The sequence below is a fragment of the Calditrichia bacterium genome (assembly GCA_020634975.1).
Taxonomy (GTDB): Bacteria; Calditrichota; Calditrichia; order RBG-13-44-9; family J075; genus JACKAQ01.
Genome location: JACKAQ010000002.1, coordinates 438,330 through 463,222 on the forward strand (window position 1 = coordinate 438,330; position 24,893 = coordinate 463,222).

The window sequence follows — 24,893 nt, forward strand, 5'->3', positions numbered from 1 at the left end:
CGATGCACGGTTTTTTGGTTTTATTTCAATCGCCAGACACAAAAAGCAACCGTATGATCGAAACGATTAATGTAGCTTTCAGAATACCAATCCCCAAATTTCTGCGATGGCATTTTTTTGTTGCACTGATTTTGGTGCAGCCGGTTTTATTCGCGTCGCCGGATAGCAGCGCGGTTCTACCACAAATCACTAAAAATATCAAAAAAATCCCCGAATCGGTGTTAAAAGGCATAGTTGCGGCAGGCTACCGCAGGGAAAATTTGCTGGAGCAATTGCCGCTTACCGCGTTGGAATTACCCCAAATTTATCTGCCGGAAAATGTCGCGCATCCCCGTTTGATCAGCGAAACCCAATTGTTTCGGGCACAGCAAAATCTGATACGTTCACCGTTTTCTAACTGGTTTTGGTTGTTGAAAATGCAGACTGAACCGTATTTGCAGGATTTTTTCCGACCGGAGCCGTTTTTGCTCCGGCAGGCGGAAGACATGAAATCGTTGGCATTTTTATACCGGATTACTGGTGAAAAACGTTATCTCTCCGCGTTGGAAAGGCTGTTGGCTGCGCTGCCGGAACCACCGGAAATCGTCAATTTTGAAGGGGGCAAAAATTCCGTCGGATGGGGCGATTATCTGGAAAGCGCGCAGTCTGCGATTCCGGTTGCGGTTGCGCTCGATCTGGTTTGTAATGATTTATCTGATGAAATACGTAATGATGCATTTGAAAAACTTGCGCAAATCAGCCGTCAATTGATGGATGCCGTGTTGCTCGCCGGTAACAACAATCACACAACAGTGATGGCAATTGCCCTTCTCACTATCGCGATTGTGGTGGATCACCCGGAAAATTTTATTCGAAACGATCGCCAGTCGATGTGGCAAACCGGACTCAAATTTTTGTCGCGATCGCTGGGAATTATTGCGCCGGATGGCGGTTATGCCGAAGGCGTTTATTACGGCAATTTTATTTGCAGCCATCTCGCCGCGTTTTCTGTGTATTTCGAAAATGTCACCGGAATCGATCTGTTCCGGCACCCGTATTTGGAGCGATTGGTCAATTGGTTGTTGGCAAACAACAAAGGCAGCGGTCAATATTCGGCGTTCGACGATGCCTATCAAACGCGATTTTTTTATTTACCGCTGATCATCCCGCAAAGCCGGTTGGCGGGACAGTGGCGTGCGCACTTTTTGGCGGAGCCACCGCTGGTTTCCGCCGAAAGAAACGTTGTTGAAGCGTTAGCGATTTATGACGGAAGTGACCAAATTTTGCCGGAATATGGTTCGCCGAGTCGTTTTTTTGTTGAATCCGGTGAGGTGATCTTCCGGGATCGCGCGGTTCAGCCCCAATTTTTTGCGGCGTTTTTATCCGAGCACGAACAGTGGTTTGCCAGCCGGCATGAGCACATTGATCCGATGAGCGTTGAAATCAGCGCATTCGGCGAAGATTTCATCGTTGATGCGGGTTACGGCAACGCCACATCCGATCCCAATCGACCGTGGTTTTTGTCCGGCAGATCCAGTAACGGCATTTTGGTGGACGGAATGGGAACGTATGAAAACCCGATTTTTGGCGATCCGATTGCCAGTAAAATCGAACACGCTTTCCAGACAGAAACGGTTGCGGGAGCGAAGTTTTCGCACAGCATCGGCGATGTTCAGTTGATGCGCAGCGCCTTTTTTCCCGGCAACGATATGTTGCTGGTGATCGATGAATTTGATGCGCAGCAGCCGCACGATATCCGGCTTAATTTCAATCATCCCGGAAAGCTGCGGCAGCTTCACCCGAATCTGCTGGAAATTGTCCAGCCAACGGCACGAATGAAACTGTTGACGCTGACATCCGAAATCGAATCGCCGCAAATCGTACAGGATTTTGGGTTGTTCACCCCAAAAAGCAAAGGCGTTCCGGTTAATAATTTGCAAATCGGACAACGCGATGTCCGCAACGGACTTTTTTTAACGGTGATGCTGCCGGAATCCGGGCAAGCGAGCGAGGTTCAACTATCGCCGCTGGCGATAAAAAACGGCGTTCGCGGATACCGCATCGCCACTGCAGCAGATGAAATCAGCACCGAAGTTGCTGTTGGCAATGGGGAATTAATGGCAGCCCCAAATTGGCAAACCGATGCCCGCGCCGTTTGGGTGCAAATGACGGCGGACGGGCAGATTTCCGGGGTGATGATCAACACCGGCACTTTTTTTTCGTCGGATGAATTTGAACTGAGATTTGAAGTTCCGGTTACGCTGATGTTAAGCCGCACCGCTTTTGGCTGGCAGGGCTTTTTGGATGCGCCGCCGGTAAATTTTGAAATGGAAATCAGCGGTATTTTTCAGGGTGCATTCCAATTACAGCGCCGGGAAGTTGTGCCGTTTTACAGCGATCGCGGCACCACAAAACTGTTGTTGAACGGCAGCGGTCCTCTCGAAATCGGGGCGAATTTTCACCCCGTTGAATTGCCGGAACCGTTCCGTCGATCGCCGGATTTGTTGGGCTGGCTGGCGCGACAGCCCAATTCCCGCGAGGTGTATCGCTACTGGCCGGATTATTATCAAATCACCCACCAAAATCAATTGATGCAAGAGTTTCGCAGCGGTGTTGCAACGGCAATCCATCGGTTCAGCGATGAGCAATTTGGCGATCCGTATGCTATTGATTATACTGCATTTGCGATCTACGGAATTATGCAGCAAAGTTACAATCGCAATTCGCCATCTGCGTTTTATGTGAAAATTCCGCACCGTTATCAATTCGCCGACGATGCGGGAAATTACCGCTGGAAAATTGTCGAAAACGGCAGATTTTCCCTCGACGATCTGGAAATTCATCACTTTCACGCAGATGTTGCGGATGCCGCCGGCAACCGCTTCACTTATCGGCGAGCCGCAGAATTTGCCGGACATTCCAGCAATTACCTAAACCTGGAATTGTCCGATCGGTATGAATTTGGATACATGAATGCCGGGCTGGTAGGGCAGGAAAATCAGCAGTTTTTTGGCAAAATTGGATTCGAGCGATCGTTTGTCCGGTTTGGTCAGCGAACCTCGCAAAAAGATCGCTACCAATATGTTGATGGCAAATACCAAAATTGGCTGGCAACATTTTCGCATCAAAACGACGCCGGCAGCAAACGCCAAACGTTGGATTTGAACGGTTTCGGACAGCGATATGCCGTCGCGATGGCGGGCGATTGGCAGGAAAAAGAGCAGCATTACGTGGGAAATTTTCTGTTTTACCCGCATTCGAAAATCAAAATGGGACAGTTTTTCCAGATCGAAAAACAATCGGTTTGGCATATCCGGCAGTGGTTGGGTGATGTGCATTTTCGGCAAAAAACGGCTTCCGTTCGGTTCGCGTTAGCCAATCGAAATCAGCGATTTTCTGAATCGTTGACAACCCGTTTTCAGCATAAAAACAACCAAATTTGGTTCAATTTTCGCAGCGAATCGTTGAAAATCAACAAAAATGGTGTCGCTGCGATTCGCTGGTCGCATCAATCACCGGCAAATTGGCAAAAGGAAACCCAATTACGATACGGCTTTTTGCCGTTGGAAAATAAATTTGGCACGGAAATTCAACAATCTTGGCAGGTAAATCTGGATCAGCATTTGTCGGTTTATCCGGTTTTTGCCAGCGCATTTGAACACGATCAGCCGCTGAATGCGATCGGCAGCGGGTTCGGTTTTCGCGGACAGCATCGTTTTTTCAGCCAGGTAATGATTAATTTATCAAACGAAAAAACGGCGTTTAGCTATAATTTGTCAATCGATGTGGCAAGTCGCAACGGCAATCCGCTGTTCAATTTGTGGCTGCAAATCTGGCAAATGGGTAGCCAGCTAATTCGCAACGAAATTCGGTTGGTGCCGTTGTGGAGCGGTGTTCAGCCGGGCGTGTATTTTAGCTATCAACGTGGCATCGGCAGCCGGTTGGAAGCTGCGGTTCAATTATATTTCTGAACCGTTTTTCGCGACAAATATTTTTGGTATTCCTTCATTTGTGAAACAAAAATGCCAACAAAAGTAACCAACATTCCGGTGATAATTTGCGGCGTAATGCTTTCGTTGAGCATCACCCAACCGATTAAAATTGCCACAACCGGCGTGATGTAAATAATTGAAGATACTGAAATTGCGCTCATTTCTTTCAATAAATAGTAGTAGAGCACAAACGCCAGCGCTGAAGCAACAATTCCCATATAAATTACCGCGATTATCGATTGCGGATGATATTTGATCAATGGCAATTCGCCGCCCAATAAACCGATCAGTCCGAGCATAACCACACCCCAAATCATTTGGTGGAGCGTGAGTGTCACTGTTTCCATATGGCTGAGATATTTTTTTACCATCACCAGCGAAACAGCTGCGGAAAGTGCGCTGATAATTACCGCGATTGACGCCCACACAACCATGCCTTCAAAGCGCGTTTGCAGCAACTGGTCGTAAAAAACGATAGCGATGCCCAAAAATCCGATAACCAATCCCAAAAATTTTTGCCATTGAAACGCTTCGCTGCGGAAAACGAAATTGGAAACGACGCCTGTAAACAGCGGAAATGTGGCAAAAAAAATCGCCGTCGCGCCGGCGTTGATATATTGTTCACCCCAATAAATCAACCCGTAATCCAATAAATACAATAGGATAGATGAAATAAATATCATCGAAAAATCTTTTGATGATATTTTCAGCGAGCGTCGTTTGTACGCCGCGTATCCGAGCAGGCATGCGAGCGCCACCAAAAAACGGGCGGAAGCGCCCAAAAACGGCGGGATGCCGATCAGGCTGTATTTTATGGCAATCCAGGTTGTCCCCCACACAAAACTCAGGAATGCTAAAATGGCATATTTTTGCAACATTCGTTATTCGTCCTTTATTTTTCAGCCCAAATTTAATTTAATGTTGACAGTTTGTACTCATGAAATTATATTTGCCATGAAATACGACTAAAAATGTCGTATTTTGAAAGAGCGGTTTTTGAAGGTATTTAAGACCACAATAATCAGGTTTTTGGCAATGCTAAAATTTAGCAAAAAAGTTGAATATGCGCTGATATCGCTGTTATACATGGCGAATCGGGAAAGTAACGATCTGATCACCAGCAGGGAGTTGGCCCAGCATTTTAACTTTCCGCAAGAGCTGATAGGCAAGGTATTGCAGAGTTTGGCGCGTTGCAGTTATGTGCGTTCTGTTCAGGGAGTTCGCGGTGGATATGAATTATCCAGCAACCCGGAAAACATTCGTTTAACTCAGGTTATTCATGCTGTTGATGGTCCGATTCGCGTAGTGAATTGTTTAAATAATCTTGGCGATTGTCAATGTGATCAATTAGATTACTGCAATATTCGTAACCCAATGGAAAAGTTGCAAGTGAAGTTGTTAGAAGCGCTACACGAAATTACACTGAAGGATCTTCAAGACAATACGATTTCATTTACAAAGCCTGTCGAAGCTGCGAAAACGCTATCACAAATACCCTTAACTTAACTAAATCCGCTCGAAGGAGACGACCATGACTTACATTATTACCGAACCTTGTATTGGCACATGTGACACTGCTTGTGTTGAAGTTTGCCCGGTAGATTGCATCTATCCGGCAGAAGGAATGACCTTGAGTGACGAAGACAAAGCGAAGATGATCTCCATCAACGAGATGCTTTACATTCATCCCGAGGAATGCATTGATTGCGGTGCATGCGAACCGGAATGTCCGGTAGAAGCTATTTTCCCGGAAGATGAAGTGCCTGAAAAGTGGGCAGATTATATTGCCAAAAACTACAAACGATTCGATCTGGAGCCGTAGAAAACGATCGCTTCGTATTTTGCTATTAAAAAATATGTGATGTAAGCAATTGATATTTATCTGTTTATGTGTTTCCGCCGGAATCCGGCTCGGTTCCGGCGGAAAACCCCGGGTGTTGAATGGAAGGAAATTATCATTTACAATCAAAAGGATAGATTAGGATGAGTAACGAACAACAAATTATTGAAAGTCGGATAAAGAGCGAATACAAATGGGGTTTCGTTACCGATATCGAAAACGATACGGTTCCCCAGGGTCTCAATGAGGACATTGTTCGCATGATATCCTTCAAAAAAAACGAGCCGGAATGGATGCTGAATTGGCGATTGAAAGCTTACCAACATTGGCTGACCATGAAAGAGCCGCGTTGGCCGAACGTCAAGTTTCCGCCGATTGATTATCAGGATGCCTATTATTACGCAGCCCCAAAACAGACAAAAAATCCGGAAAGTCTGGACGAAGTTGATCCGAAGCTGATCGATACATTTAACAAACTTGGTATCTCGCTGGAAGAGCAAAAATTGCTGACCGGCGTTGCGGTTGATGCCGTCATCGATAGCGTATCTGTAGCGACAACATTTAAAAAAGAGCTTTCCAAACACGGTATTATTTTTTGCTCGATGTCCGAAGCGATTATCGATCACCAGGAATTGGTGCAACAATATCTCGGCAGCGTTGTGCCATATACCGATAACTTCTTTGCTGCGTTAAACTCCGCAGTTTTTACAGATGGCTCGTTTTGCTACATTCCGAAAGGCGTTCGCTGCCCGATGGAATTGTCCACTTATTTCCGCATTAACGCGGCAAAAACGGGACAGTTTGAGCGCACGCTGATTATCGCGGAAGAAGCCAGCACGGTCAGCTATCTGGAAGGCTGCACCGCGCCGATGCGCGATGAACACCAACTGCACGCCGCAGTGGTGGAAATTTATGCGCACAAAGATGCCACCGTCAAATATTCTACTGTTCAAAACTGGTATCCCGGCGATGAGCAGGGCAAAGGCGGCATCTATAATTTTGTTACGAAACGCGGTTTGTGCGACGGCGCAAACAGCAAAATTAGTTGGACGCAGGTGGAAACCGGTTCGGCTATCACCTGGAAATATCCCAGCGTGATTTTGAAAGGTGACAACTCAACCGGCGAATTTTATTCTGTCGCGTTGACCAACAATTACCAGCAAGCCGATACCGGAACCAAAATGATCCACGTCGGCAAAAACACCAAAAGTACCATCATTTCCAAAGGTATTTCCGCTGGGAAAAGCCAGAATTCTTATCGCGGATTGGTGAAAGTGGTGAAGGGTGCAACCAACGCCCGCAACTTCTCGCAATGCGATTCGCTGCTGATCGGCGACAGATGCGGCGCACATACGTTCCCGTATCTGGAAATTGGTGATAAATCCGCCAAAGTGGAGCACGAGGCAACCACATCAAAAATCGGCGAAGACCAGATTTTCTATTGCAACCAGCGCGGCATCAACACAGAAAACGCTATCGGATTGATCGTAAACGGTTTTGCGAAAGAGGTTTTCCGCGAACTGCCGATGGAATTTGCGGTTGAAGCCCAAAAATTACTGGCGATCAGCCTCGAAGGTTCCGTCGGATAAACGTGGCGCAAAAGGTTGTTTTAATTGAACTTGAAAACAAAATATTATAAGATAATTATGTAAATGGAATTGAGGAAGAAGAATAATGCTCGAGATTAAAAACTTACATGCGTCAGTCGAAGGTAACGAAATTTTGAAAGGCCTCGATCTGAAAATCAATCCCGGCGAAGTGCATGCGATTATGGGACCGAACGGTTCCGGCAAAAGCACGCTTGCGAATGTGCTGGCGGGACGCGAAGAATATGAAATCACAGATGGTCAAGTTCTTTTCGATGGCGAAGATTTGTTGGAAATGGGACCGGAAGATCGTGCCCACAACGGACTTTTCCTGGCGTTTCAATATCCGGTGGAAATTCCCGGTGTCAGCAACGTCAATTTTTTGAAAACGGCTGTCAATCAAATCCGCGAAGCCCGTGGGGAAGAAAAACTCGATGCGATGGAATTTCTCAAATTGATTCGCACCAAACTCAAAACGGTTGATATGGATGAAAAATTTCTCCACCGATCGGTTAACGAAGGATTTTCCGGTGGCGAGAAAAAACGCAACGAAATTTTCCAAATGGCAGTTTTGGAGCCGAAATTGGCAATAATGGACGAAACCGATTCCGGGCTGGATATCGACGCACTGAAAATCGTTGCCAACGGCGTCAATCAAATGCGCGATAGCAAACGCTCCTTTTTGGTAATTACCCACTATCAGCGATTGTTGAATTACATCGTTCCCGATGTTGTCCACGTTCTCGTAAATGGCAAAATCGTAGAATCTGGTGGAAAAGATCTGGCACTGCGGCTTGAAGAACACGGTTACGACTGGGTGAACAACGAATCTGTCGGTGTCTGATGTCGGTATTTGCAATTTGATTGATAAACGTCGAAAAAATGAAGGTAAACAACAATTATGAGCAGTATAAAAACGGATGCCAGTGATATGCAAAACTGGTATGTTTCGAATTTCAAAGCGTTTGAAACAAGCCTGAACGGGAGCAGCGAGCTGCCGTTTCATCAGGTGCGAAAATCGGCTTTGGAAGCGTTCAACAAACTGGGTTTTCCCGGGCGACGGGATGAGGAATGGAAATACACTTCCGTTTCCCCGATTTTGAAACATAAGTTTCAATTGGATTTACCGTCCAATAAACTGTCTGCCAAAGATATTGAAAAATATGCATTTAAAGCACTTTCGAAAAACCTGGTGGTGCTGATCAACGGTCATTATTCACCGGAATTTTCAAATTATGAAGCGCCGGACGGTGTTATTGTTGAAAGCCTTTCGGGTGCAACTGAAAAGCATGCAAGCCTCGTCAACAAATATCTGGCGAAAATTGCGGACTTCTCCGAAGACCCGTTTACCGCGCTGAATACCGCGTTTGCCAATGATGGTGTTTTCATTCACATCGCAGACAATGCTGTGATCGAACAGCCGATCCACCTGCTGTATATTTCCGATGCGCGTGAAAAAGAATTTTATGCGAATCCGCGAAATCTGGTTATCGCCGGGAAGCATTCGCAAGCCAAAATCGTTGAAAAATACGCAGCAATCGATGCGGAAAATGTGTATTTCAACAATGGCGTAACCGAAGTTGTGATGAACGTTGGCGCAAAACTGGATTACATTCGCGTGCAGGATGAGGCTTTAAATGCGTTTCACATCAAAACGTTGCAAGCGCATCAGGTTCGTGACAGCAATTTTACGCTGGTAAATCTGGATATGGGTGGCAAACTGGTGCGCAATAATTTCAATTTGAAGCTCGATGACGAACATTGCGAAGGTCACTTGATTGGCGCATACATGGCAACCGGTCGTCAGCACATCGATAACCACACGGCTATCGATCACGCCAAACCGAATTGCTACAGCAACGAAGTTTACAAAGGCATTTTGGGCGGAAAATCCCGCGGTGTGTTTAACGGCAAAATTTTTGTGCGCCAGGATGCCCAAAAAACCAACGCATATCAAAATAATAAAGCGCTGTTGCTGACGGATGATGCGGTCATCAATTCCAAACCGCAGTTGGAAATTTTTGCCGACGATGTGAAATGCAGTCACGGCGCAACGGTCGGGCAGCTGGATGATGAATCGCTGTTCTATCTGCGTTCACGCGGCATTCCGGGTGATGTTGCCTATTCGATGCTTCAATACGCATTTGTACTGGAAGCGCTGGATTACGTAACCATCGATGAAATTCGCGAAGAACTGGACGAACAGTTGCTCGAACATTTTCGTAAGTTATAGTTTTTATTTTAGATAGAGGTTTGTTTAATGGCAAATGCCACGGTGGCTGATTTGCAAAAATTAGCTCAAAAAGCAACATTTGATGCAGCAAAAATCCGGTCGGATTTTCCGATTCTTCAGGAAAAAATGCATGGAAAACCGCTGGTTTTTCTGGATAACGCCGCATCCACCCAAAAACCGAATGTGGTGATCGACACGATCGCCAATTACTACCGTTCGGAAAATGCCAATATTCACCGTGGTGTATATCGCCTCAGCGAAATCGCGTCTGAAAAATATGAAGCTGTCCGGGAAACGGTTCAGCAATTTATTAATGCGGATTCGGAACGCGAAATCATTTTCACCGCAGGAACAACCGACAGCATCAATTTGGTTGCTGCATCTTTTGGACAGGCGTTCATCAAATCCGGTGATGAAATTATTATTACCGGGATGGAACACCATTCAAATATTGTTCCGTGGCAATTATTGTGCGATAGAACTGGCGCAAAATTGCGCGTTTTGCCAATCGATGAAAATGGTGATTTGGTGATGGAAAAGCTGCCGGAAATGATCAACGATCGAACCCGGCTGATTTCTGTGGTTTACATTTCCAATTCGCTCGGCACGGTTAATCCGGTGCATGAAATTATCGATCTCGCGCATGCGCACGATGTTCCGGTATTGGTTGATGCGGCGCAAGCTGTGCAACACCAATCATTGGATGTCCAGCAACTCGATTGCGATTTTCTGGCATTTTCCGGTCATAAAATTTATGGTCCAACCGGGGTTGGCGTACTCTACGGCAAAGAAAAGTGGTTGGAAAAAATGCCGCCGTATCGTGGCGGTGGCGATATGATTTTAACTGTATCTTTTGAAAAAACGACGTTTAACGAATTGCCGTATAAATTTGAAGCCGGCACGCCAAACATTGCCGGTGTTATCGGATTGGGCGAAGCGATCAAATATATTGAAAATATCGGGTTACCAAATATTGCCGAATACGAACACACGCTGCTGGATTACGCGACTGAGCAGTTGACATCAATTCCTGAATTGCGTATCATAGGAACTGCGCGGGAAAAATCTGCTGTTATCTCTTTTGTTGTTGAGGGCGTTCACCCGCACGACATCGGCACCTGGGCCGATCGTGATGGCATTGCTGTCCGCACCGGACATCATTGCACACAACCGGTGATGGATTTTTTCGAGGTTCCGGCAACCACCCGGGCATCGATCGGCGTTTACAATAACCGCGCCGATTTTGATGCGTTGGTAAATTCTTTGAAAGAAATGATTAAGGTGTTTTGTTAATGGACGAATTGCGCGAGCTGTATCAACAGGTGATTCTCGATCATAACCGTAATCCGAAAAATTATGGCAAAATTGATTGCAATCATGAAGCGGAAGGATTTAATCCGCTCTGCGGTGATAAAATAAAAATTTACGTTCAGGTGGATGGTGACACCATTACCGATGTGCATTTTGAAGCTGCCGGTTGCGCTATTTCCAAAGCATCCGCATCGTTGATGACGGTCGCACTGAAAGGCAAAACCATTGCGGAAGCTCAGGATATTTTTTCCCATTTTATTGGCATGATTACCGGCAAATCGACTGCTGATGCCGAAGAAGATCTGCTCGGCAGCCTGATTGTGCTCGCCGGAGTCCGGGAATTTCCATCGCGTGTAAAATGTGCCGGATTGGCCTGGCATGCGTTCAACGCAGCACTGAGCAGCGAAGAAAAAACGGTAACTACAGAATAATTAAAGATTTGTCGGATAGAGGATAGAAATGGTTGAGAGTAAAACTGATGTAAAATCTTCAATTGTTGAAGTGCTGAAAACATGTTACGACCCTGAAATCCCTGTTGATATTTATGAACTGGGACTCATTTACGATATTTTTGTTGATGAAGAAAACAAAGCATTTGTGAAAATGACCCTCACTTCACCGATGTGTCCGGTTGCCGGAACACTGCCCGGTGAAGTCGAAAGTAAAATTCGATCGATCCCGGAAGTGAGCGAGGCAGTTGTGGAACTGGTTTGGGATCCGCCGTGGAATATGGAAATGATGACCGAAGCAGCACGGCTTGAACTCGGTTTCATGTAACCACCATTTTCAAAGTATTTTAGCAAAGTATAATAAAATTAATTATTTACATATATTTAGTTGAGGACGAACCAATGTCGCAATTTCCATTTTTGATGCAACCGACGTACGATCCGGAAGCCGTTCAACCGATGCGCGATGAGCTATTGGCAGTCGGATTTGAAGAATTATACACACCCGAGGATGTTGACAACGCCATCGGGCAAAATGACGATAAAACCGTTTTGATGATGATCAATTCCGTTTGCGGTTGCGCAGCCGGTAGCGCCCGTCCCGGTGTTTGCGAAGCATTGCAGCATTCTGTAATTCCCGATAAATTGGTGACGGTTTTTGCCGGACAGGAAAAAGCCGCAGTTGCCCACGTTCGCGAACAATATTTGAATATGTTTCCGCCGTCATCGCCCGCAATGGCGATGTTTAAAAACGGTCAGCCGATTTTTATGTTGCACCGTTTCAACATCGAAGGCTACACATTTGACCAAATTGCCAGCGTTTTGAAAGGGGCATTTGACCAATTTTGCACGGCAAAAGGTCCCTCAATTACGCCGGAACAATATGCCCAGGTAAAACATGCCCGCGCATGTGGTTCCAAAATTCCCCGTTTTAACGGGTAAACAACACCGATAAAAACCCCCTTAAACCCCCTCTAATATGGAATGCAGGTAGCAATTATGATACCTGCATTTCTTTTTTTCTATATTCACTGTCAAAATCTTGAGAAATACAAATGGCAAAATGGGTTAACGTTGCAAAAGTGAATGATTTCGATAACAAACATGTCATTGTGATTGATTACGATGACGTGCTGATTGCCATTTTCAAACTGGCAAATGGATTTTACGCGATTGAAGATACCTGCTCCCACGCCGAAGCATCGCTGGCTGAAGGAAAAATTGTGGATGGCTGCGAAATTGAATGCCCGTTGCACGGCGCACGATTCGATATCCGGACAGGTGAACATTTGAGCTTTCCTGCGGTAACGCCGGTTGAACCGTATCCCGTAAAAGTTGAAGGTGCCGATATTTTTATTGAAGTCAATTGGTAATTTCCCAACGGAAACCCGGTTGATTATCTGAGCAATTTTCCGTAATTTTTGCGAATTGACGATACAATACTGGCAGTGGGAAATTATGATTTATTGGCTCAAATCTGCAGCGGGACCGGTTGTAAATCGTGGGAAAGCGGCGTATCGCCGGTTTGAAAAATATGCACCGATTATCTCATTTATCGCCGGATTCAGTTGGGATAACTTCACACTTGGCAGAATTGACAGGGTTTTGGACAACTCTATCCTGTTGTTTTATGTGGTTTTAGCCGGTGTGTTGATTGTTATACAGAATTTGGTAAACCACGGCGTTCTCAGCAAGCCGTTTTGGCTTCGCTATCGCGAATGGTATCCGGTGATAGTCCAATTTTTGTTTGGTGGGTTGTTTAGTGCATACGTCGTTTTTTATTCGCAAAGCGCAGCGTTCACCAAAACCGATTTATTTTTGGCGATACTCATTTTTCTGCTGCTCATCAACGAATTTTTGCGAGAGCGGCTGGACAACCTTTATCTGCAGATGTCACTGTATTTTCTGGTTGTGTTTGCATTTCTCACTTTTTTTCTCCCGGTTGTAATCAAAAAAATCGCTGTGTGGGTGTTTTTGCTCGGTGGATTTCTCAGTTTGGGCACCGTTTTGGGCATCATTTTTGGGCTGCACTATTTTTCTGCTCTCAAAAGCCGCGAGCAATTTCAACGGGTCAATTCTCTAATTTTGGGGTTGTTTGTCATTTTTAACGCATTCTATTTTTTGAACTGGATTCCGCCGGTGCCGCTGTCGCTAAAATATGGCAGCATTTGCCACAGCGTTGAACGGTTGGATGGCAAATATCAGATAACTTTTGAGCAACCGGACTGGTATCAATTTTGGGCGCGATTTAACCCGGAATTTCATTACGTTGAGGGGGATACGGTGTTCTGTTTTGCATCTGTTTTTGCACCGACGGAGTTGGGCACTTCTATTTTTCATCACTGGCAAAAATGGGATGAAAAAAATCGCCGTTGGCAAACAACCGACAGAATGCGGTATCAAATTACCGGTGGACGCGATAGCGGATATCGCGGTTATACATTCAAAAAAAATATTATGCCGGGAGAGTGGCGGGTTGATGTCGAAACTGAGTCAGGAAAAACACTCAGCAGAATGAAGTTCGAGGCGATTACGGTGGATTCTATCCACGTTGATTTGGTGCGAATTACCCGTTAATTTTCCATGGGATTTTTGAAAAACAAATCCAGCAGATATCCTTTCCGGCGTAGCTGACTGTCATTTTCCTGCAAAAACAGCAAAATGGATTCGATGGAAATACCAAAAGAAATGCCGTAATTGATTTTTTTTCGCATAGCAGCGTAAACGCTGCCGGTGTATGGTACGTTGATTGGAAAATCTCCTTTGTCCGGAAATTCGCTGGGAACAAGCACAACTTCATTTTCCGCAGAAACCGCATTTACGATGCCCACCAATTCAAAATTTGGATAGCCGTCGCGAATCGCAAGTGCGATGCCGCCGCTGAAGCCACGATTAAACAAAGCATCTACCAAAAAATCATGTTTGAAATTGCGGTTCGGATTGCTGACGATGCCGGTTGTCAGCATTTTTTTTCCGGATGGATAGCCGATCAAATAAAGCAAACTGCCCCATTCCAATTCTTCCGAGCGACCCAAACGGTAGTCAAACACCGGAATATCATCAGATACAAACAATAGTTTTTTTCCGACTATTGCAATGTCGTTTTCATGATCGATCGCCAAAATTTCAAAATCTTCACCCTGACGCAGGTTCGCGAGAAAATTTTTCTGCTGTTTTTTAAAGGAAACGCGATGAATGAACGGTGATTCTTCGCCATTTTCGTTCGCGAAAAACGTATAAATCGTATCTGCAAAATCCACCACATGCGCGCAGGTTAACGCGGCAACCCTGTTGCGGTGATGATAGATAACCGTGGCTGTGCCAACGGCGTAATCGTTGAAAACGGTTCGTTCATATTTGCCGCTTTCAATCAGGTCTTTATTAATATCACCTTTTTGAATCTGGTCCTCGATCGGAAATTGATAGCTTTCGTAATAGGCGGTTGCATTCACCAATTTCACGGTTTCCAACATGTCGGTTAATGCATCGGAATTTTCACCAAATGGGAATGCCAAATCGTATCGACCATCGCTGATCACGCCGGATGGCGTTTGAATAACCTGTCGCATACAGCCGGAGAGCAAAAAACATATTGCAAAAAGGCAAGCGATTTGCCGCCCGAATGTTGCAACTGATGGATGTCTCAATGTTGCCATTTTTCACTCTTCGTTTCGCATAAAACAGATTCTAAGTGATTGAAAATAATATTCTTAGGTTTTTCCGAAAACGGACCGATTTCAAAAGTTGTTTCGCCATCAACCAATTGCCGATAAACTTCGATCCGATCGTTTTCAAATGTCACACCGACGAACACCGGCATTTTGAAATCCTGCGGCGCGTCTTCCTGGCTAACCCGACAACTGACAAGATATTCGCCGTTAGGCGATTGAGCTATATTGTGGCTGAAAATGTAAGTTGGGATATCTGTTCCGAACACCCATTGGTTGAAAAACCAATCCCATTTCTCACCGGTAAACGATTCCAGAAATGAAATAAAATGCGCTGTTGATGCCTGGCTGCCCGCATATTTACGGTAAAATTCGCCCAATAGTTGCCGGAAACGGCTATCGTCGAGCGTTTCGGTATCGGTAAGCATCGAGCGGATCATGTGCAACACCCATGCGCCTTTTTGGTAAATAATCAGCCGGTAATCGCCCTGTGTATCGCTGCTGAGCGTACGATATCCAAGCCAGATTGGACCAGCTTTTTGACCATCGCCTAAAAGAAATTTACGGTTTCCGGTGATCTCTTTTCGCCGGGTTTCGAGCAAATCGTAAAATTTGTCGTCGTTATCTTCCTCTTTTTTAACGAGATCGTGCAGATATAGCCAGCCGCAATATTCCGAAAAGGCTTCGCTGATCCATTGATCGTGATACGTCGCAAAATCGACACCGATGCCCCACCATTGATGTGCAACCTCGTGTGCACGGAAAACCTCGTCGTCGCCGCTGTTTCGTGTCATTTGGAAGGTTTGCCACGACAGGTGAATCAATCCCGGAAACGCCTCGCCGTGACTGAACGGGATGTCCGTCGCAAAAAAGTGATTGAGGGGTAGGGGAGCGAGCATTTCCTGAAACAGTGTCATGCTGCGGCGAACATCTTTGCCGACCTGAACTTCCATATTCCTGCCGCTGCCGATGCCCTGCGCTGCCAGCGAATGGGCGATTTCCCGGTGCCCGGTTTCTGCCATTTGAATGGTAACCGGTGGAATGGTGTCGTTTACGATTTTATAATCTGTAAAAAACCCGATATTGAATGACATATTGTGCATCGGCTCCGGCGATTTCCAATGGCTGACAATCATTTTATCAAGCGTATCCGCAGATACAAATTCGCCGGAACCTGCGAACTGGAAATTGTCCGGATAGCGATAAGTCACACGGAAATCTGCTTTTTTTCGCGTGCCATGTTTGGGATACCAATTTCGCGAAGACCGGATGTAAAACCAATCTCTGGCGCGCTCAATCAAATCCCCACGATAGTGAAAAGTGATTTGCCGCTGTTCTCCGGGTTCGGTATCCCTGTCACATTTTATCCATAAATAGGGATTTTCCTTTTCTTTCACAAATTCAACCGGCTCGCCATTTTCCCAAAAAGCGGAATCAATTTCCAGTTCAGCAAACAAATTCAGTTCCAGCCAGCTTTGCGATTTCATCAATAATTCGAATGAAATTGTTGCAGTTGCGGAAAATTTGAGCTGACTGCCTTTTAGGGTCACATCAAGATCGTATTCGGAAATATGCAACCTGCTTTTATCTTCTTCGCGCTGATCCGCCCCGGAAAGATAATCCGATTGTTGATGAAACTGGTTGATTACTTCCGCAATATATAAATAGGATGGTCCTTTCAGCCGGCGCATAAATCGCACTTCTTCTTCCTGAAACGGGTTGATTTCGAAAAATAGCGGGTCGGTTTTGTGATCACTGAAATGGGCATAAAAAAAGCCGTTTGTTTCGCTTTCGAGAACCGTTTTCATGATGGCGTTATCAAATTGTTTTCCGGTTTTCCGGTGAAGATATTTGATGGCGTATTCAACGTCATCGCGAAAATCACGGCGTGGCTTTTTGGGGCTAAAGGTAAGTTTTTTCTGAAGTTCGGGTAATGTTGAATCCGCAAAAACGATGAACAGCGATTTGAATGTTTCGCTCAATGATGGCTTATCGTAAAACCGTTCGAGTTGCTCGGTTTCGACACGGGTTGGCGGTGTAAATGAAAAAACGCCCTCACCCCGGAAAATTGCTGCATACACTTTGCCGTTTATGGGTTTGCACAAATACAAAACGCCTTTGACAAGCGTAAATTTTCCAACATCGCGAACAAGCTGAAGATCGGTAACTTCCGCCATTTGTCCGTCATCGGGCTCCAGATCCATAAACGCGTCGTAAATATGCCAATATTCCAGCTTTTCTGCGTCTTTTTGGGCCATAATTTGTGAGCTGGAAAGCCACAATGCGTAATATATTAGTGTGATTATTCGAGCCATAGATTTGATTTACGCTAATTTTTGGGTGAAATTCAATGCCATAAATGAGGTATTTTTTAGCCAATCGGGAAATTTACCGTTACTGTTGTACCCTTTCCGGTTTGGCTGACAACCGAAATTGTGCCGTTCATTTGGGTTACCAACTGTTTTGTGATTGCCATTCCCAAGCCGCTGCCGGTAGCGCGGGTGCTGTAAAATGGTTCAAAAATCCGGTCTAGTGTTTCGACGGACATGCCGCTGCCGTTGTCCGTTACCCGGATGGAAAGGCTGTTTGAACCGCCATTTTTTATGGCAATATCGACGACAATTTTACCGCCATCCGCTGCCGCAGCAACTGATTGCCGGGCGTTTTCGATAATATTTATCATCACTTGTTTGAACGCATCGTCGTTTAATTTTAGCTGCGGGACAGTTTCCGGGATGTTGAAATCGAGCCGTTCATCCTGAAATTGCCGTTTTAACGAGAGCAGCAGTTCATCGGGATTTTGGAGCGACAAAGCCAGGTCACGTTGTTTTGCAAATTGCAAAAAATCGCTGACCAACCGGTTCAACCGGTTGATTTCGTCGGGAATAAAATCGAACATTTCGTCATCGTGTTGGCGGTATTTTTTGCGCAATACCTCCGCCGAACCTTTGATAATACTTAGCGGATTACGAATTTCGTGCGCAACCATCGCCGCCATTTGTCCCAATTCTGCCAACCGATTTTGCTTTTCCAACATTTCTCGCGTTTGGAACAACTGCCGGATTGCCAGCAAAATTAAGCCCGCAAATAGCAAAATAACGGCGGTTCCGGCTATCGCCGTAACAATCAAACTACGCCGGAAAAAATAGAGCGTTGCAAAAATATCTGCCGGTGCTTCAACCAGCAAAACGGCAGTCGGTACGCCAAATTCATTTAAAATTGGTGTGTAAGTCGTTAAAAAATAATCGCTTCCAAATTGAACTCGCTCAACAAGCGTGCCCTCTCCGAGTTGCGCATTTTGAAAAAGACTGTCGTTGACCGGAAATTGTCTGGCGCGATGTTGGCCATCTGCGGTCAATTCGGGGGATATCCACTGTGTTTTGTCCGGCGAAATCACAAACACATTTTCCAGCTCTCCGGCGCGTTGAAATTCGTATAGCAATTGCTCCAGCGCAATCAACCGGACGTCGTCCGGTGACAGTCCGAACAAATCGGTAAACACAAATTTCTCGCTGATTTGCAGCGCGTAAACTTCACTATTCCGCCGCGATTGACGGGAGAGTGCATCCAGCAGTTGGGTATCCAGCCGATTCAAAAATAGCCAACCCCAAAAATTGAGGAGAATCAGCGCCAAAACGCCGGCAGCAATCACAACATAAATGGTTTTTGGGTTATTTAGCAGACGCAATTTCAATCCTCGTCATCCCGGTTTTCGAACAACTTTTTCCAGTAATCCACTTCCGCGTCACTCAAATCGCCCTGAAATTTGGTTTTGGTTTGCTGAAATTTTGCGTTACTGCTGTTTGTGGCGCTGTTTTTTTGGATCATTCGCCCAAATTCTTCGGATGTCAAATTTGAAACGCCGTGATCTTTTGCGGTCATTCGAATCACCCGGTCTGAGGTCACAACGGTTAGTTTTGCCGGTGCTTTGCTTTTGCGAACCATTTTACGAATCACATCGTCCGCTTCTTTTCCTGGCGAGCTGAAAATTATTTTTAACAATTTTGCTGGAGAAAACGCGCTCGCAGACTGCTGCCGGTTGTCGAAAACGACAGTGATGTGGCAGTTCTGCGTGGCTGCATAATTTTGCAATTGACGAATTAAATAGTCGCGTTGGGTTTCCAGTTCGAGATTTAACGGGATATCCAGATTCCCACAATTTAGCAAATTGTAGCCGTCGATTATCAGCCGGTTCATTTTGTGATCCAATATTTTTTGCCGAGAAAATAAAGTTTTTCGAAAAATAGCCGTAAAACTGAGTTAAATCAAGTGTAATCATCTCTTTGCTGTGCGATGCAAGATACTGTATCAAAGTGCCTTTTTGGGTGCCGGGATGTTAGGAAAATGCAAAAATGTTGAATAATTACAATAAAGAAATGTAAATCTACAACAAAGTAGTAAGTTGACCGCAGATTTTTGTGGAAGTTTTAAAATTATTGTCGTATTTTCCGTTGGCACCGAAACAAACAGTTGCTAACGTGTATATTTTCAGGTAATTAGGTAAAATGGACGAAACCGGGAAATCTTTGAAAACATCGTCAACACACGGGGAAAACCGCTATCCGGGCTTGTTACAAACCTGGATTCGCGACAATGCCGAGTTGAAACCGTATATTAGAATGAAATCCTGGTATTTGCTCGTCCAGTTTTTGCTGCGTTCGCTTAAATCCGACAATTCCGCAGAAATCGACAAATTTATTTCCGATCTTTTCCCCAACCTGTTTCGCGATGAAGTGCCTTATTTTTTAGCGGCGCAGGGGTTGACCAGTTTGCGCAGTTCGATGCTTTCTTATATTATGGAAGAACAAAAAAGACGCGGCGCACGGGAAACAGATGAACAAATTTTAAAAATTATCAGTATTTTTGACCGCGTTTTTCGCTATTTAAATACCCAAATTCGCCAATATTCCGAACCCAAAAATGACACGGTGATTGAAATTCTCGATGGAGAATCGCCTGAAAATCGCCCAAATCTGATGGTCTTGCGCGTGGACGGTCGCCGGTTTGAAGGAACTGTCCGGATGGATCGCCAACTAAAGCAATTCCTCGGTTTGACAGAACGCCGTTTGTTGACTTCGGTAAATTGGGACCTGTTTATTCACCCGGACGATATGCCGGATGCCCTCACAACATGGCGTGATTCGGTCGAAAATCGCTCACCGGTTTACGAGCTTGGCTATCGTTTGAAACATAGCGACGGCAACTGGCGAAGCGTGCTGGAAATCGGGCGAATTTTGTATTCATCTGATGGCAAGCCAATCGCCGGCGTAACGGTGCTGATGGAAAGCAACACAGCCGAAGCGCTGGGACAGTTGCCGCCCGATTACCTGTTGCGATATCTGATCGATTCGCGTAAAGATATGACTTTGCTGGTTGACCAAAATGCCCAAACATTGTATGCGACGCCGCTGCTGGTTCAGCAAATTGCCCAACCGGACAAACCGGCAAATGGTACGCTGCCGAAAAACATCGCAGTTTTGCAAAACGAGAGCGACAGAAAAATTACCGCTGTTAATTTTTGGGAAATTTTGGCTCAATCGCAAAGCGCTGGCAAACATCGAAAAACGATTCAAATAAAAATACAGAATGACGCACGTGAACAAGATAAAACGCTCGATTTCCGATTAATAAAATTGGCAAAAATATTTGGTAAGCCGGTTTATTTGCTGTGGGCGACCGAAATCAGTGTTCAAAAAGATGATTCGGGACTTGCCGATAGATTGGCGGATTTACATCGTTTCAGTGCCGAACTGAAGTCGCAAATTGATACGTCGCGAATTTACCAATCGGTAGTTGCTGCGATTCGCCAAACGATCCCGGCAGCAGATGCCGCAGCAATGTTATTGTTAACAGACAACGGTTTTTTGTTTGGGTTGGGTTATGGTTATCCGGAATCAGAAAATTCCGAGCATGTATTTATCGATCGCCAAACCTTCCGCGATTGGGAAAAAAATGCCGAAATTGATGTCCGCACGGAAGTATCAAAATTGCTTTCCGCTGAGTTGTTGAACGATGAAAATCTGCAAAACGAGCATCAGCTTGTTGAAATTATCCGGATTCACGGTCAGGCAAAAGCTATTTTGCAAGCCGGCATTACTAACCGTTCGAAAAAATTTGATGAAAATGATCGCCACATTTTTGTGCTGTTGAGCCAGTTTTGCCAATCGGCATTGGAGCGATTGACCGCTGTGCAGGGCGCCCGTGAAAAGGACGCCAATTACCGGATGATTTTCGATCGTTCGCAATTGCCAATGTGGATTGTCCGTGAAGGTGAGGGACTTTCTTTTAATCGGCAATTTACAAATTTGATGGAAATTACGCCGGAGCGAGCGGTTGAACTGCCGATTTCCGCATGGATTCACCCGGATGATCTGGTCCTTTTCCGCAAAACGCTTAATTATGTTGAAGAAAACAGCAGTATTTATCAGGAAAATTTTCGCCTCAGCCGTGCTGATGGATTGGTAATTCCCTGTTCGGTAAATTTTTTGCCCATTGATTTTCGTGGCAAACCTGCTGTTTTGCTGGAAGCTTTGGAGCTAAATCCGGTCGAAAAACTGGAGCCGCAACTGCAAAACGCCCAAAAACGGGAAACAGTCAGCCAATTGGCAACCGGGCTTGCGCATGATTTCAACAACATTATTGGCGCAATTTTACCGAGCGCACAAATGATTCTGCAACAGCCGGAAAATGTTGAGCAAAACCAGAACCGGGCACGGGTCATTTATCAGATGGCGAAACGCGCAGCTGAGATTACCGGTAAAATGTTGAATTATTCCAAAAGCGAACCGGCAGTTGAAAAATCACAATTCAGCCTGCTCGAACTGGTTGAGGATTCACGCGATCTGGTTGAAAAAATGGTCGGTTCTGCGATTGACGTGCAATATGATTTGCCGGAATCCGCACCAGAAATTAATGGCGATTACGGACAGGTGACGCAGGTGTTGCTCAACCTTGCCGCAAATGCAAAAGATGCAATGCCGGATGGCGGCAAAATTATTATTCGCGTTCGCGAGAAAAATATTGATGCTAAATCCGGTAATTTCAAAGCCTTAAAACCCGGAAACTATGTGTGCCTGAGCGTGCAGGACAATGGCGGCGGTATTCCGCTGGAAATTCGTAAACAAATTTTCAAACCGTTTTTTTCGACAAAAGGCAATGGGCAGGGCTCCGGTTTGGGATTGAGCATTGTGCAGGGAATCATCAAAAAGCACAACGGCTATTTGATGTTGCAAAGTATTGAAAATCAGGGGAGCATTTTTCACCTGTATTTGCCTTCTGCAACAGTTGCGCATCAACAACAGTCGCCAACAGCTACGCCCAAGGCAGATGCAAAACGGGCTGAGATCAAACCGGAAACGAGCCAGCCAAAAGTTGCAATTGTCCGCTCGCCAGCCCGAAAAGACAGCGACAACGGACACAAAATTGCGAATGGCAAAGAAGCGCCGAATACTCAAACTATTTTGGTAATTGATGACGAACCTCATTTGCTGGAAGTTTACGAAGCGATGCTGCAAATGATGAATTTTAACGTGCTGATAGCCAAAAACGGTCGTGAAGGGCTGCGAAAATATTATGAAAATGCCAGCGACATTGCGTTGGTTATTCTCGATTTCGGAATGCCGGGATTGAACGGTGAACAGGTTTTCCGGGCGCTGCGGAAAATGAATTCTGCTGTTCAGGTGCTGTTGAGCACCGGATTAGGCGAGCAACGCGCCGTTACCGGATTAGTGCAAAACGACGCTGTGCCGTTGCTTCAAAAGCCGTTTACTGTGGAATCTTTATCGCGTAAGGTTTCGGAGTTGGTTGGAACTGCGGTTGTAAAATGAAAATCGATCACCTCAAATAGCGCTATTCAATTTATTTATTGTATGGATTTTGCTGCGCAAGTTCCAGAATTTTTCGTGCGGAATCGTATTTGCGAATTTCCGCCTGAATGTCATCGACCAATTTGTGGTGCACATTTGTGAGGTTGTTGATCTCATCTTGATCGAGCCGGATGTTAAAGGTAACCTCCCGAAAAGCACTGCCTTTTTTGATCAACATATATTTGTAATCACCGGATATTACCCCTAAGCTTAGAAATATCTTATAGTTAGATACCTCGTTGTTGTTCAGCATAAAAATATAACGATTAGGATCAAACGGGTTTAGCAAGCTGTTGCCGAGAAAATTATTTCTGATTACTTCCGGTATTTTTGGCACTTTCAGCAAATCAATAACGGTCGGAACCAGATCAACATTGGAAATATTAAGTTTAGTATTGGTACGCAGCGTTTCAATTTTTTCGCCATAATATTTTTGCAGCGCCTGTGGGATATATATCCAAAACGGGATACCGCTTTCTTCTTCGTAAAACGTTCGCAAATGTCCGAAATAGTTGTGCTCCCCAAATGCCTCGCCGTGATCAGATGTAAAAATGATAATCGTTTTATCCAGTAACTCCGATTCGAGCAATTGTTTGATAATTTCATCAAATTGATTGTCCAGAAATTGGATGGATTGATTATATCTATCCAGCAACGACCCTGAAGGTTGTTGCGAAAAATAAGGATAATGGTTACAATTGGTGTGAACGACGCCCAAAAAAGGTTTTTTGTCGATACGTTGCATGCTTTTCTTAAATTCTCTGATCATTAATCGGTCGTCTGTTCCAATGTCGTGAACTCGTGGTGCGAAGCCAATTTCTTTGTTCCAGAAAATGTCAAGCGATGGTGTTTCGAAAAAAACATCAAAATTACGCCATGCAAAACTTTGGGCAGATACAAAAAAGGTTTGGTAGTTTAGTGATTTTGCATAGTCGAAAACCAATGGCGATTGATGCAGGATATCTGAAGTTTGCACCGTAGAAACGCCTGTTAACATTGAAGTTAAGGACAACATTGTAGTTGTCGCATTTGCGTATGCGTTTTGAAAAATGAAAACTTCGTTTTCATGGGTTTTCAGAAAATTGCTCATGATTGGGGTAGTATCAACGGGATATCCAAAAGCATGCAGATTTTTGCGTCGCAAACTTTCATTGACGATGATCAGCACATTTGCGGGCACTTCGGCTTTCGATTGAGGGATTTCGATTCGGTTTGCTTTTTTTAATCCGCTGCCCGTTGTAGTGGTGTTGTGCCAATATTGATCCATCGCAATACTCGAAATTGCAGCAACAGAATTGACATCCGGGACTGAAGACTGATCAATTTGACGAACATTGATGAAAATGTAAGCCGAGCCAATGAGAAAAAAGAATAATGCCGCAAAAACACTGTATGACAGAAATTTTTTATCTCGATAACGCCCGATTTGCCAATACCAAATACCCGATAACAGCGCGGTAGATATTGTCAGTACCAAAAAATGGGTAATTTTTAGAGTGCTGGTAAGAATTGCGTAAACGTCCGTCGGTTCTTCGAGGATATATTCCCAGGAATAAAAATTTGGCATTGCATTAAAATAATCAAAATAACCGTAACACAATATGAGAATGACAGTTTCAATCAAAAAGACGATAAATACGCCCGGAAAAGCCATTAGCCAATGGATGCGTTGCAGGCTGACGGTTAGCCATGCGAACAGCAACCAGAAAGAAAATGCTGTAAACAGGCTAATGAAATATGTCAGAAAATCATCCAGTTGCCAATTTGAAATATCATCGCTTCGGATGATTGTATCTCCCAAAAATTGAATCGCAAGTAAAAACAGGACGATGTGGGGGATAAAAAGCTTGTATTTCAATTTATTCAATGAAGTTAAGTTTCGTATTCGTGTATCTTAGCAAATCATTTAGAATTCAAACAAATAATCTAAACATTTCTTTGTTGAAAGCAAATGCAAAAAAACGAATCTC

19 protein-coding genes are annotated in these 24,893 nt (G+C 44.8%); 13 read left to right on the forward strand and 6 right to left on the reverse strand.

Going from position 1 to position 24,893, the window contains the following annotated elements; all coding sequences use genetic code 11:
• The first annotated feature begins 53 nt into the window (after positions 1-53).
• Positions 54-3,950: a heparinase II/III family protein gene (locus H6629_16205; GenBank protein ID MCB9069337.1), complete on the forward strand. Its 3,897-nt coding sequence runs from the start codon at positions 54-56 to the stop codon at positions 3,948-3,950.
• On the opposite strand, the gene H6629_16210 is transcribed toward H6629_16205, so the two are convergent.
• Positions 3,935-4,849, reverse strand: a complete 915-nt coding sequence (locus H6629_16210) for a DMT family transporter (protein MCB9069338.1) — start codon at positions 4,847-4,849, stop codon at positions 3,935-3,937. The two genes, H6629_16205 and H6629_16210, sit on opposite strands and share 16 nt — an antisense overlap.
• A gap of 157 nt (positions 4,850-5,006) precedes the next feature.
• Between H6629_16210 and H6629_16215 the strand changes: the two genes are divergently transcribed.
• From H6629_16215 to H6629_16265, 11 genes are all read left to right on the forward strand, one after another.
• Entirely contained in the window at positions 5,007-5,477 is a 471-nt protein-coding gene (locus H6629_16215; protein MCB9069339.1) for an Rrf2 family transcriptional regulator, read from the forward strand.
• A gap of 25 nt (positions 5,478-5,502) precedes the next feature.
• The gene (locus tag H6629_16220; protein ID MCB9069340.1) at positions 5,503-5,793 is read left to right on the forward strand and encodes a ferredoxin family protein; all 291 of its coding nucleotides are present in this window, start codon (positions 5,503-5,505) and stop codon (positions 5,791-5,793) included.
• A gap of 161 nt (positions 5,794-5,954) precedes the next feature.
• Complete coding sequence (sufB, locus tag H6629_16225; GenBank protein MCB9069341.1) at positions 5,955-7,400, forward strand: Fe-S cluster assembly protein SufB; 1,446 nt, start codon at positions 5,955-5,957, stop codon at positions 7,398-7,400.
• 85 nt (positions 7,401-7,485) lie between these two features.
• Positions 7,486-8,241: a Fe-S cluster assembly ATPase SufC gene (sufC, locus tag H6629_16230; protein ID MCB9069342.1), complete on the forward strand. Its 756-nt coding sequence runs from the start codon at positions 7,486-7,488 to the stop codon at positions 8,239-8,241.
• A gap of 57 nt (positions 8,242-8,298) precedes the next feature.
• On the forward strand, positions 8,299-9,630 hold the full coding sequence (gene sufD / locus H6629_16235) for a Fe-S cluster assembly protein SufD (GenBank protein MCB9069343.1): 1,332 nt from the start codon (positions 8,299-8,301) through the stop codon (positions 9,628-9,630).
• Positions 9,631-9,657: 27 nt separating this feature from the next.
• On the forward strand, positions 9,658-10,923 hold the full coding sequence (locus H6629_16240; GenBank protein ID MCB9069344.1) for a cysteine desulfurase: 1,266 nt from the start codon (positions 9,658-9,660) through the stop codon (positions 10,921-10,923).
• Positions 10,923-11,372 carry an SUF system NifU family Fe-S cluster assembly protein gene (locus H6629_16245; protein ID MCB9069345.1) on the forward strand — a complete coding sequence of 150 codons (450 nt, stop codon included), beginning with the start codon at positions 10,923-10,925 and terminating at the stop codon, positions 11,370-11,372. The genes H6629_16240 and H6629_16245 overlap by 1 nt, the downstream gene beginning before the upstream one ends.
• A gap of 28 nt (positions 11,373-11,400) precedes the next feature.
• Positions 11,401-11,718, forward strand: a complete 318-nt coding sequence (locus H6629_16250) for a DUF59 domain-containing protein (protein MCB9069346.1) — start codon at positions 11,401-11,403, stop codon at positions 11,716-11,718.
• Positions 11,719-11,813: 95 nt separating this feature from the next.
• On the forward strand, positions 11,814-12,332 hold the full coding sequence (locus H6629_16255) for a BrxA/BrxB family bacilliredoxin (protein ID MCB9069347.1): 519 nt from the start codon (positions 11,814-11,816) through the stop codon (positions 12,330-12,332).
• A 113-nt stretch (positions 12,333-12,445) separates the two neighbouring features.
• Positions 12,446-12,763: a non-heme iron oxygenase ferredoxin subunit gene (locus tag H6629_16260; GenBank protein ID MCB9069348.1), complete on the forward strand. Its 318-nt coding sequence runs from the start codon at positions 12,446-12,448 to the stop codon at positions 12,761-12,763.
• 85 nt (positions 12,764-12,848) lie between these two features.
• A complete protein-coding gene (locus H6629_16265; GenBank protein MCB9069349.1) occupies positions 12,849-13,967 on the forward strand; it encodes a DUF2914 domain-containing protein in 1,119 nt (372 codons plus the stop codon).
• On the opposite strand, the gene H6629_16270 is transcribed toward H6629_16265, so the two are convergent.
• Genes H6629_16270 through H6629_16285 form a run of 4 tightly spaced genes read right to left on the reverse strand, consistent with a single transcriptional unit; the run spans position 13,964 to position 19,255 of the window.
• A complete protein-coding gene (locus tag H6629_16270) occupies positions 13,964-15,046 on the reverse strand; it encodes a trypsin-like peptidase domain-containing protein (GenBank protein MCB9069350.1) in 1,083 nt (360 codons plus the stop codon). The two genes, H6629_16265 and H6629_16270, sit on opposite strands and share 4 nt — an antisense overlap.
• Positions 15,034-17,373: a hypothetical protein gene (locus H6629_16275; GenBank protein MCB9069351.1), complete on the reverse strand. Its 2,340-nt coding sequence runs from the start codon at positions 17,371-17,373 to the stop codon at positions 15,034-15,036. The genes H6629_16270 and H6629_16275 overlap by 13 nt, the downstream gene beginning before the upstream one ends.
• A 56-nt stretch (positions 17,374-17,429) precedes the next feature.
• Complete coding sequence (locus H6629_16280) at positions 17,430-18,746, reverse strand: ATP-binding protein (GenBank protein ID MCB9069352.1); 1,317 nt, start codon at positions 18,744-18,746, stop codon at positions 17,430-17,432.
• A gap of 2 nt (positions 18,747-18,748) precedes the next feature.
• On the reverse strand, positions 18,749-19,255 hold the full coding sequence (locus H6629_16285; protein MCB9069353.1) for an NYN domain-containing protein: 507 nt from the start codon (positions 19,253-19,255) through the stop codon (positions 18,749-18,751).
• Between the two features lie 329 nt (positions 19,256-19,584).
• Here H6629_16285 and H6629_16290 point away from each other — a divergent pair, with 329 nt between their 5' ends.
• Entirely contained in the window at positions 19,585-22,884 is a 3,300-nt protein-coding gene (locus H6629_16290) for a PAS domain-containing protein (GenBank protein ID MCB9069354.1), read from the forward strand.
• Between the two features lie 31 nt (positions 22,885-22,915).
• Here H6629_16290 and H6629_16295 read toward each other — a convergent pair whose 3' ends face one another.
• A complete protein-coding gene (locus tag H6629_16295) occupies positions 22,916-24,781 on the reverse strand; it encodes a sulfatase-like hydrolase/transferase (protein MCB9069355.1) in 1,866 nt (621 codons plus the stop codon).
• Positions 24,782-24,893 lie beyond the last annotated feature (112 nt).

Excerpts from the sequence above, each read along its gene's own strand:
- H6629_16205 (MCB9069337.1), top strand. The coding sequence starts at position 54 with ATGATCGAAACGATTAATGTAGCTTTCAGAATACCAATCCCCAAATTT.
- H6629_16210 (MCB9069338.1), bottom strand. The coding sequence starts at position 4,849 with ATGTTGCAAAAATATGCCATTTTAGCATTCCTGAGTTTTGTGTGGGGG.
- H6629_16215 (MCB9069339.1), top strand. The coding sequence starts at position 5,007 with ATGCTAAAATTTAGCAAAAAAGTTGAATATGCGCTGATATCGCTGTTA.
- H6629_16220 (MCB9069340.1), top strand. The coding sequence starts at position 5,503 with ATGACTTACATTATTACCGAACCTTGTATTGGCACATGTGACACTGCT.
- sufB (MCB9069341.1), top strand. The coding sequence starts at position 5,955 with ATGAGTAACGAACAACAAATTATTGAAAGTCGGATAAAGAGCGAATAC.
- sufC (MCB9069342.1), top strand. The coding sequence starts at position 7,486 with ATGCTCGAGATTAAAAACTTACATGCGTCAGTCGAAGGTAACGAAATT.
- sufD (MCB9069343.1), top strand. The coding sequence starts at position 8,299 with ATGAGCAGTATAAAAACGGATGCCAGTGATATGCAAAACTGGTATGTT.
- H6629_16240 (MCB9069344.1), top strand. The coding sequence starts at position 9,658 with ATGGCAAATGCCACGGTGGCTGATTTGCAAAAATTAGCTCAAAAAGCA.
- H6629_16245 (MCB9069345.1), top strand. The coding sequence starts at position 10,923 with ATGGACGAATTGCGCGAGCTGTATCAACAGGTGATTCTCGATCATAAC.
- H6629_16250 (MCB9069346.1), top strand. The coding sequence starts at position 11,401 with ATGGTTGAGAGTAAAACTGATGTAAAATCTTCAATTGTTGAAGTGCTG.
- H6629_16255 (MCB9069347.1), top strand. The coding sequence starts at position 11,814 with ATGCAACCGACGTACGATCCGGAAGCCGTTCAACCGATGCGCGATGAG.
- H6629_16260 (MCB9069348.1), top strand. The coding sequence starts at position 12,446 with ATGGCAAAATGGGTTAACGTTGCAAAAGTGAATGATTTCGATAACAAA.
- H6629_16265 (MCB9069349.1), top strand. The coding sequence starts at position 12,849 with ATGATTTATTGGCTCAAATCTGCAGCGGGACCGGTTGTAAATCGTGGG.
- H6629_16270 (MCB9069350.1), bottom strand. The coding sequence starts at position 15,046 with ATGGCAACATTGAGACATCCATCAGTTGCAACATTCGGGCGGCAAATC.
- H6629_16275 (MCB9069351.1), bottom strand. The coding sequence starts at position 17,373 with ATGGCTCGAATAATCACACTAATATATTACGCATTGTGGCTTTCCAGC.
- H6629_16285 (MCB9069353.1), bottom strand. The coding sequence starts at position 19,255 with ATGAACCGGCTGATAATCGACGGCTACAATTTGCTAAATTGTGGGAAT.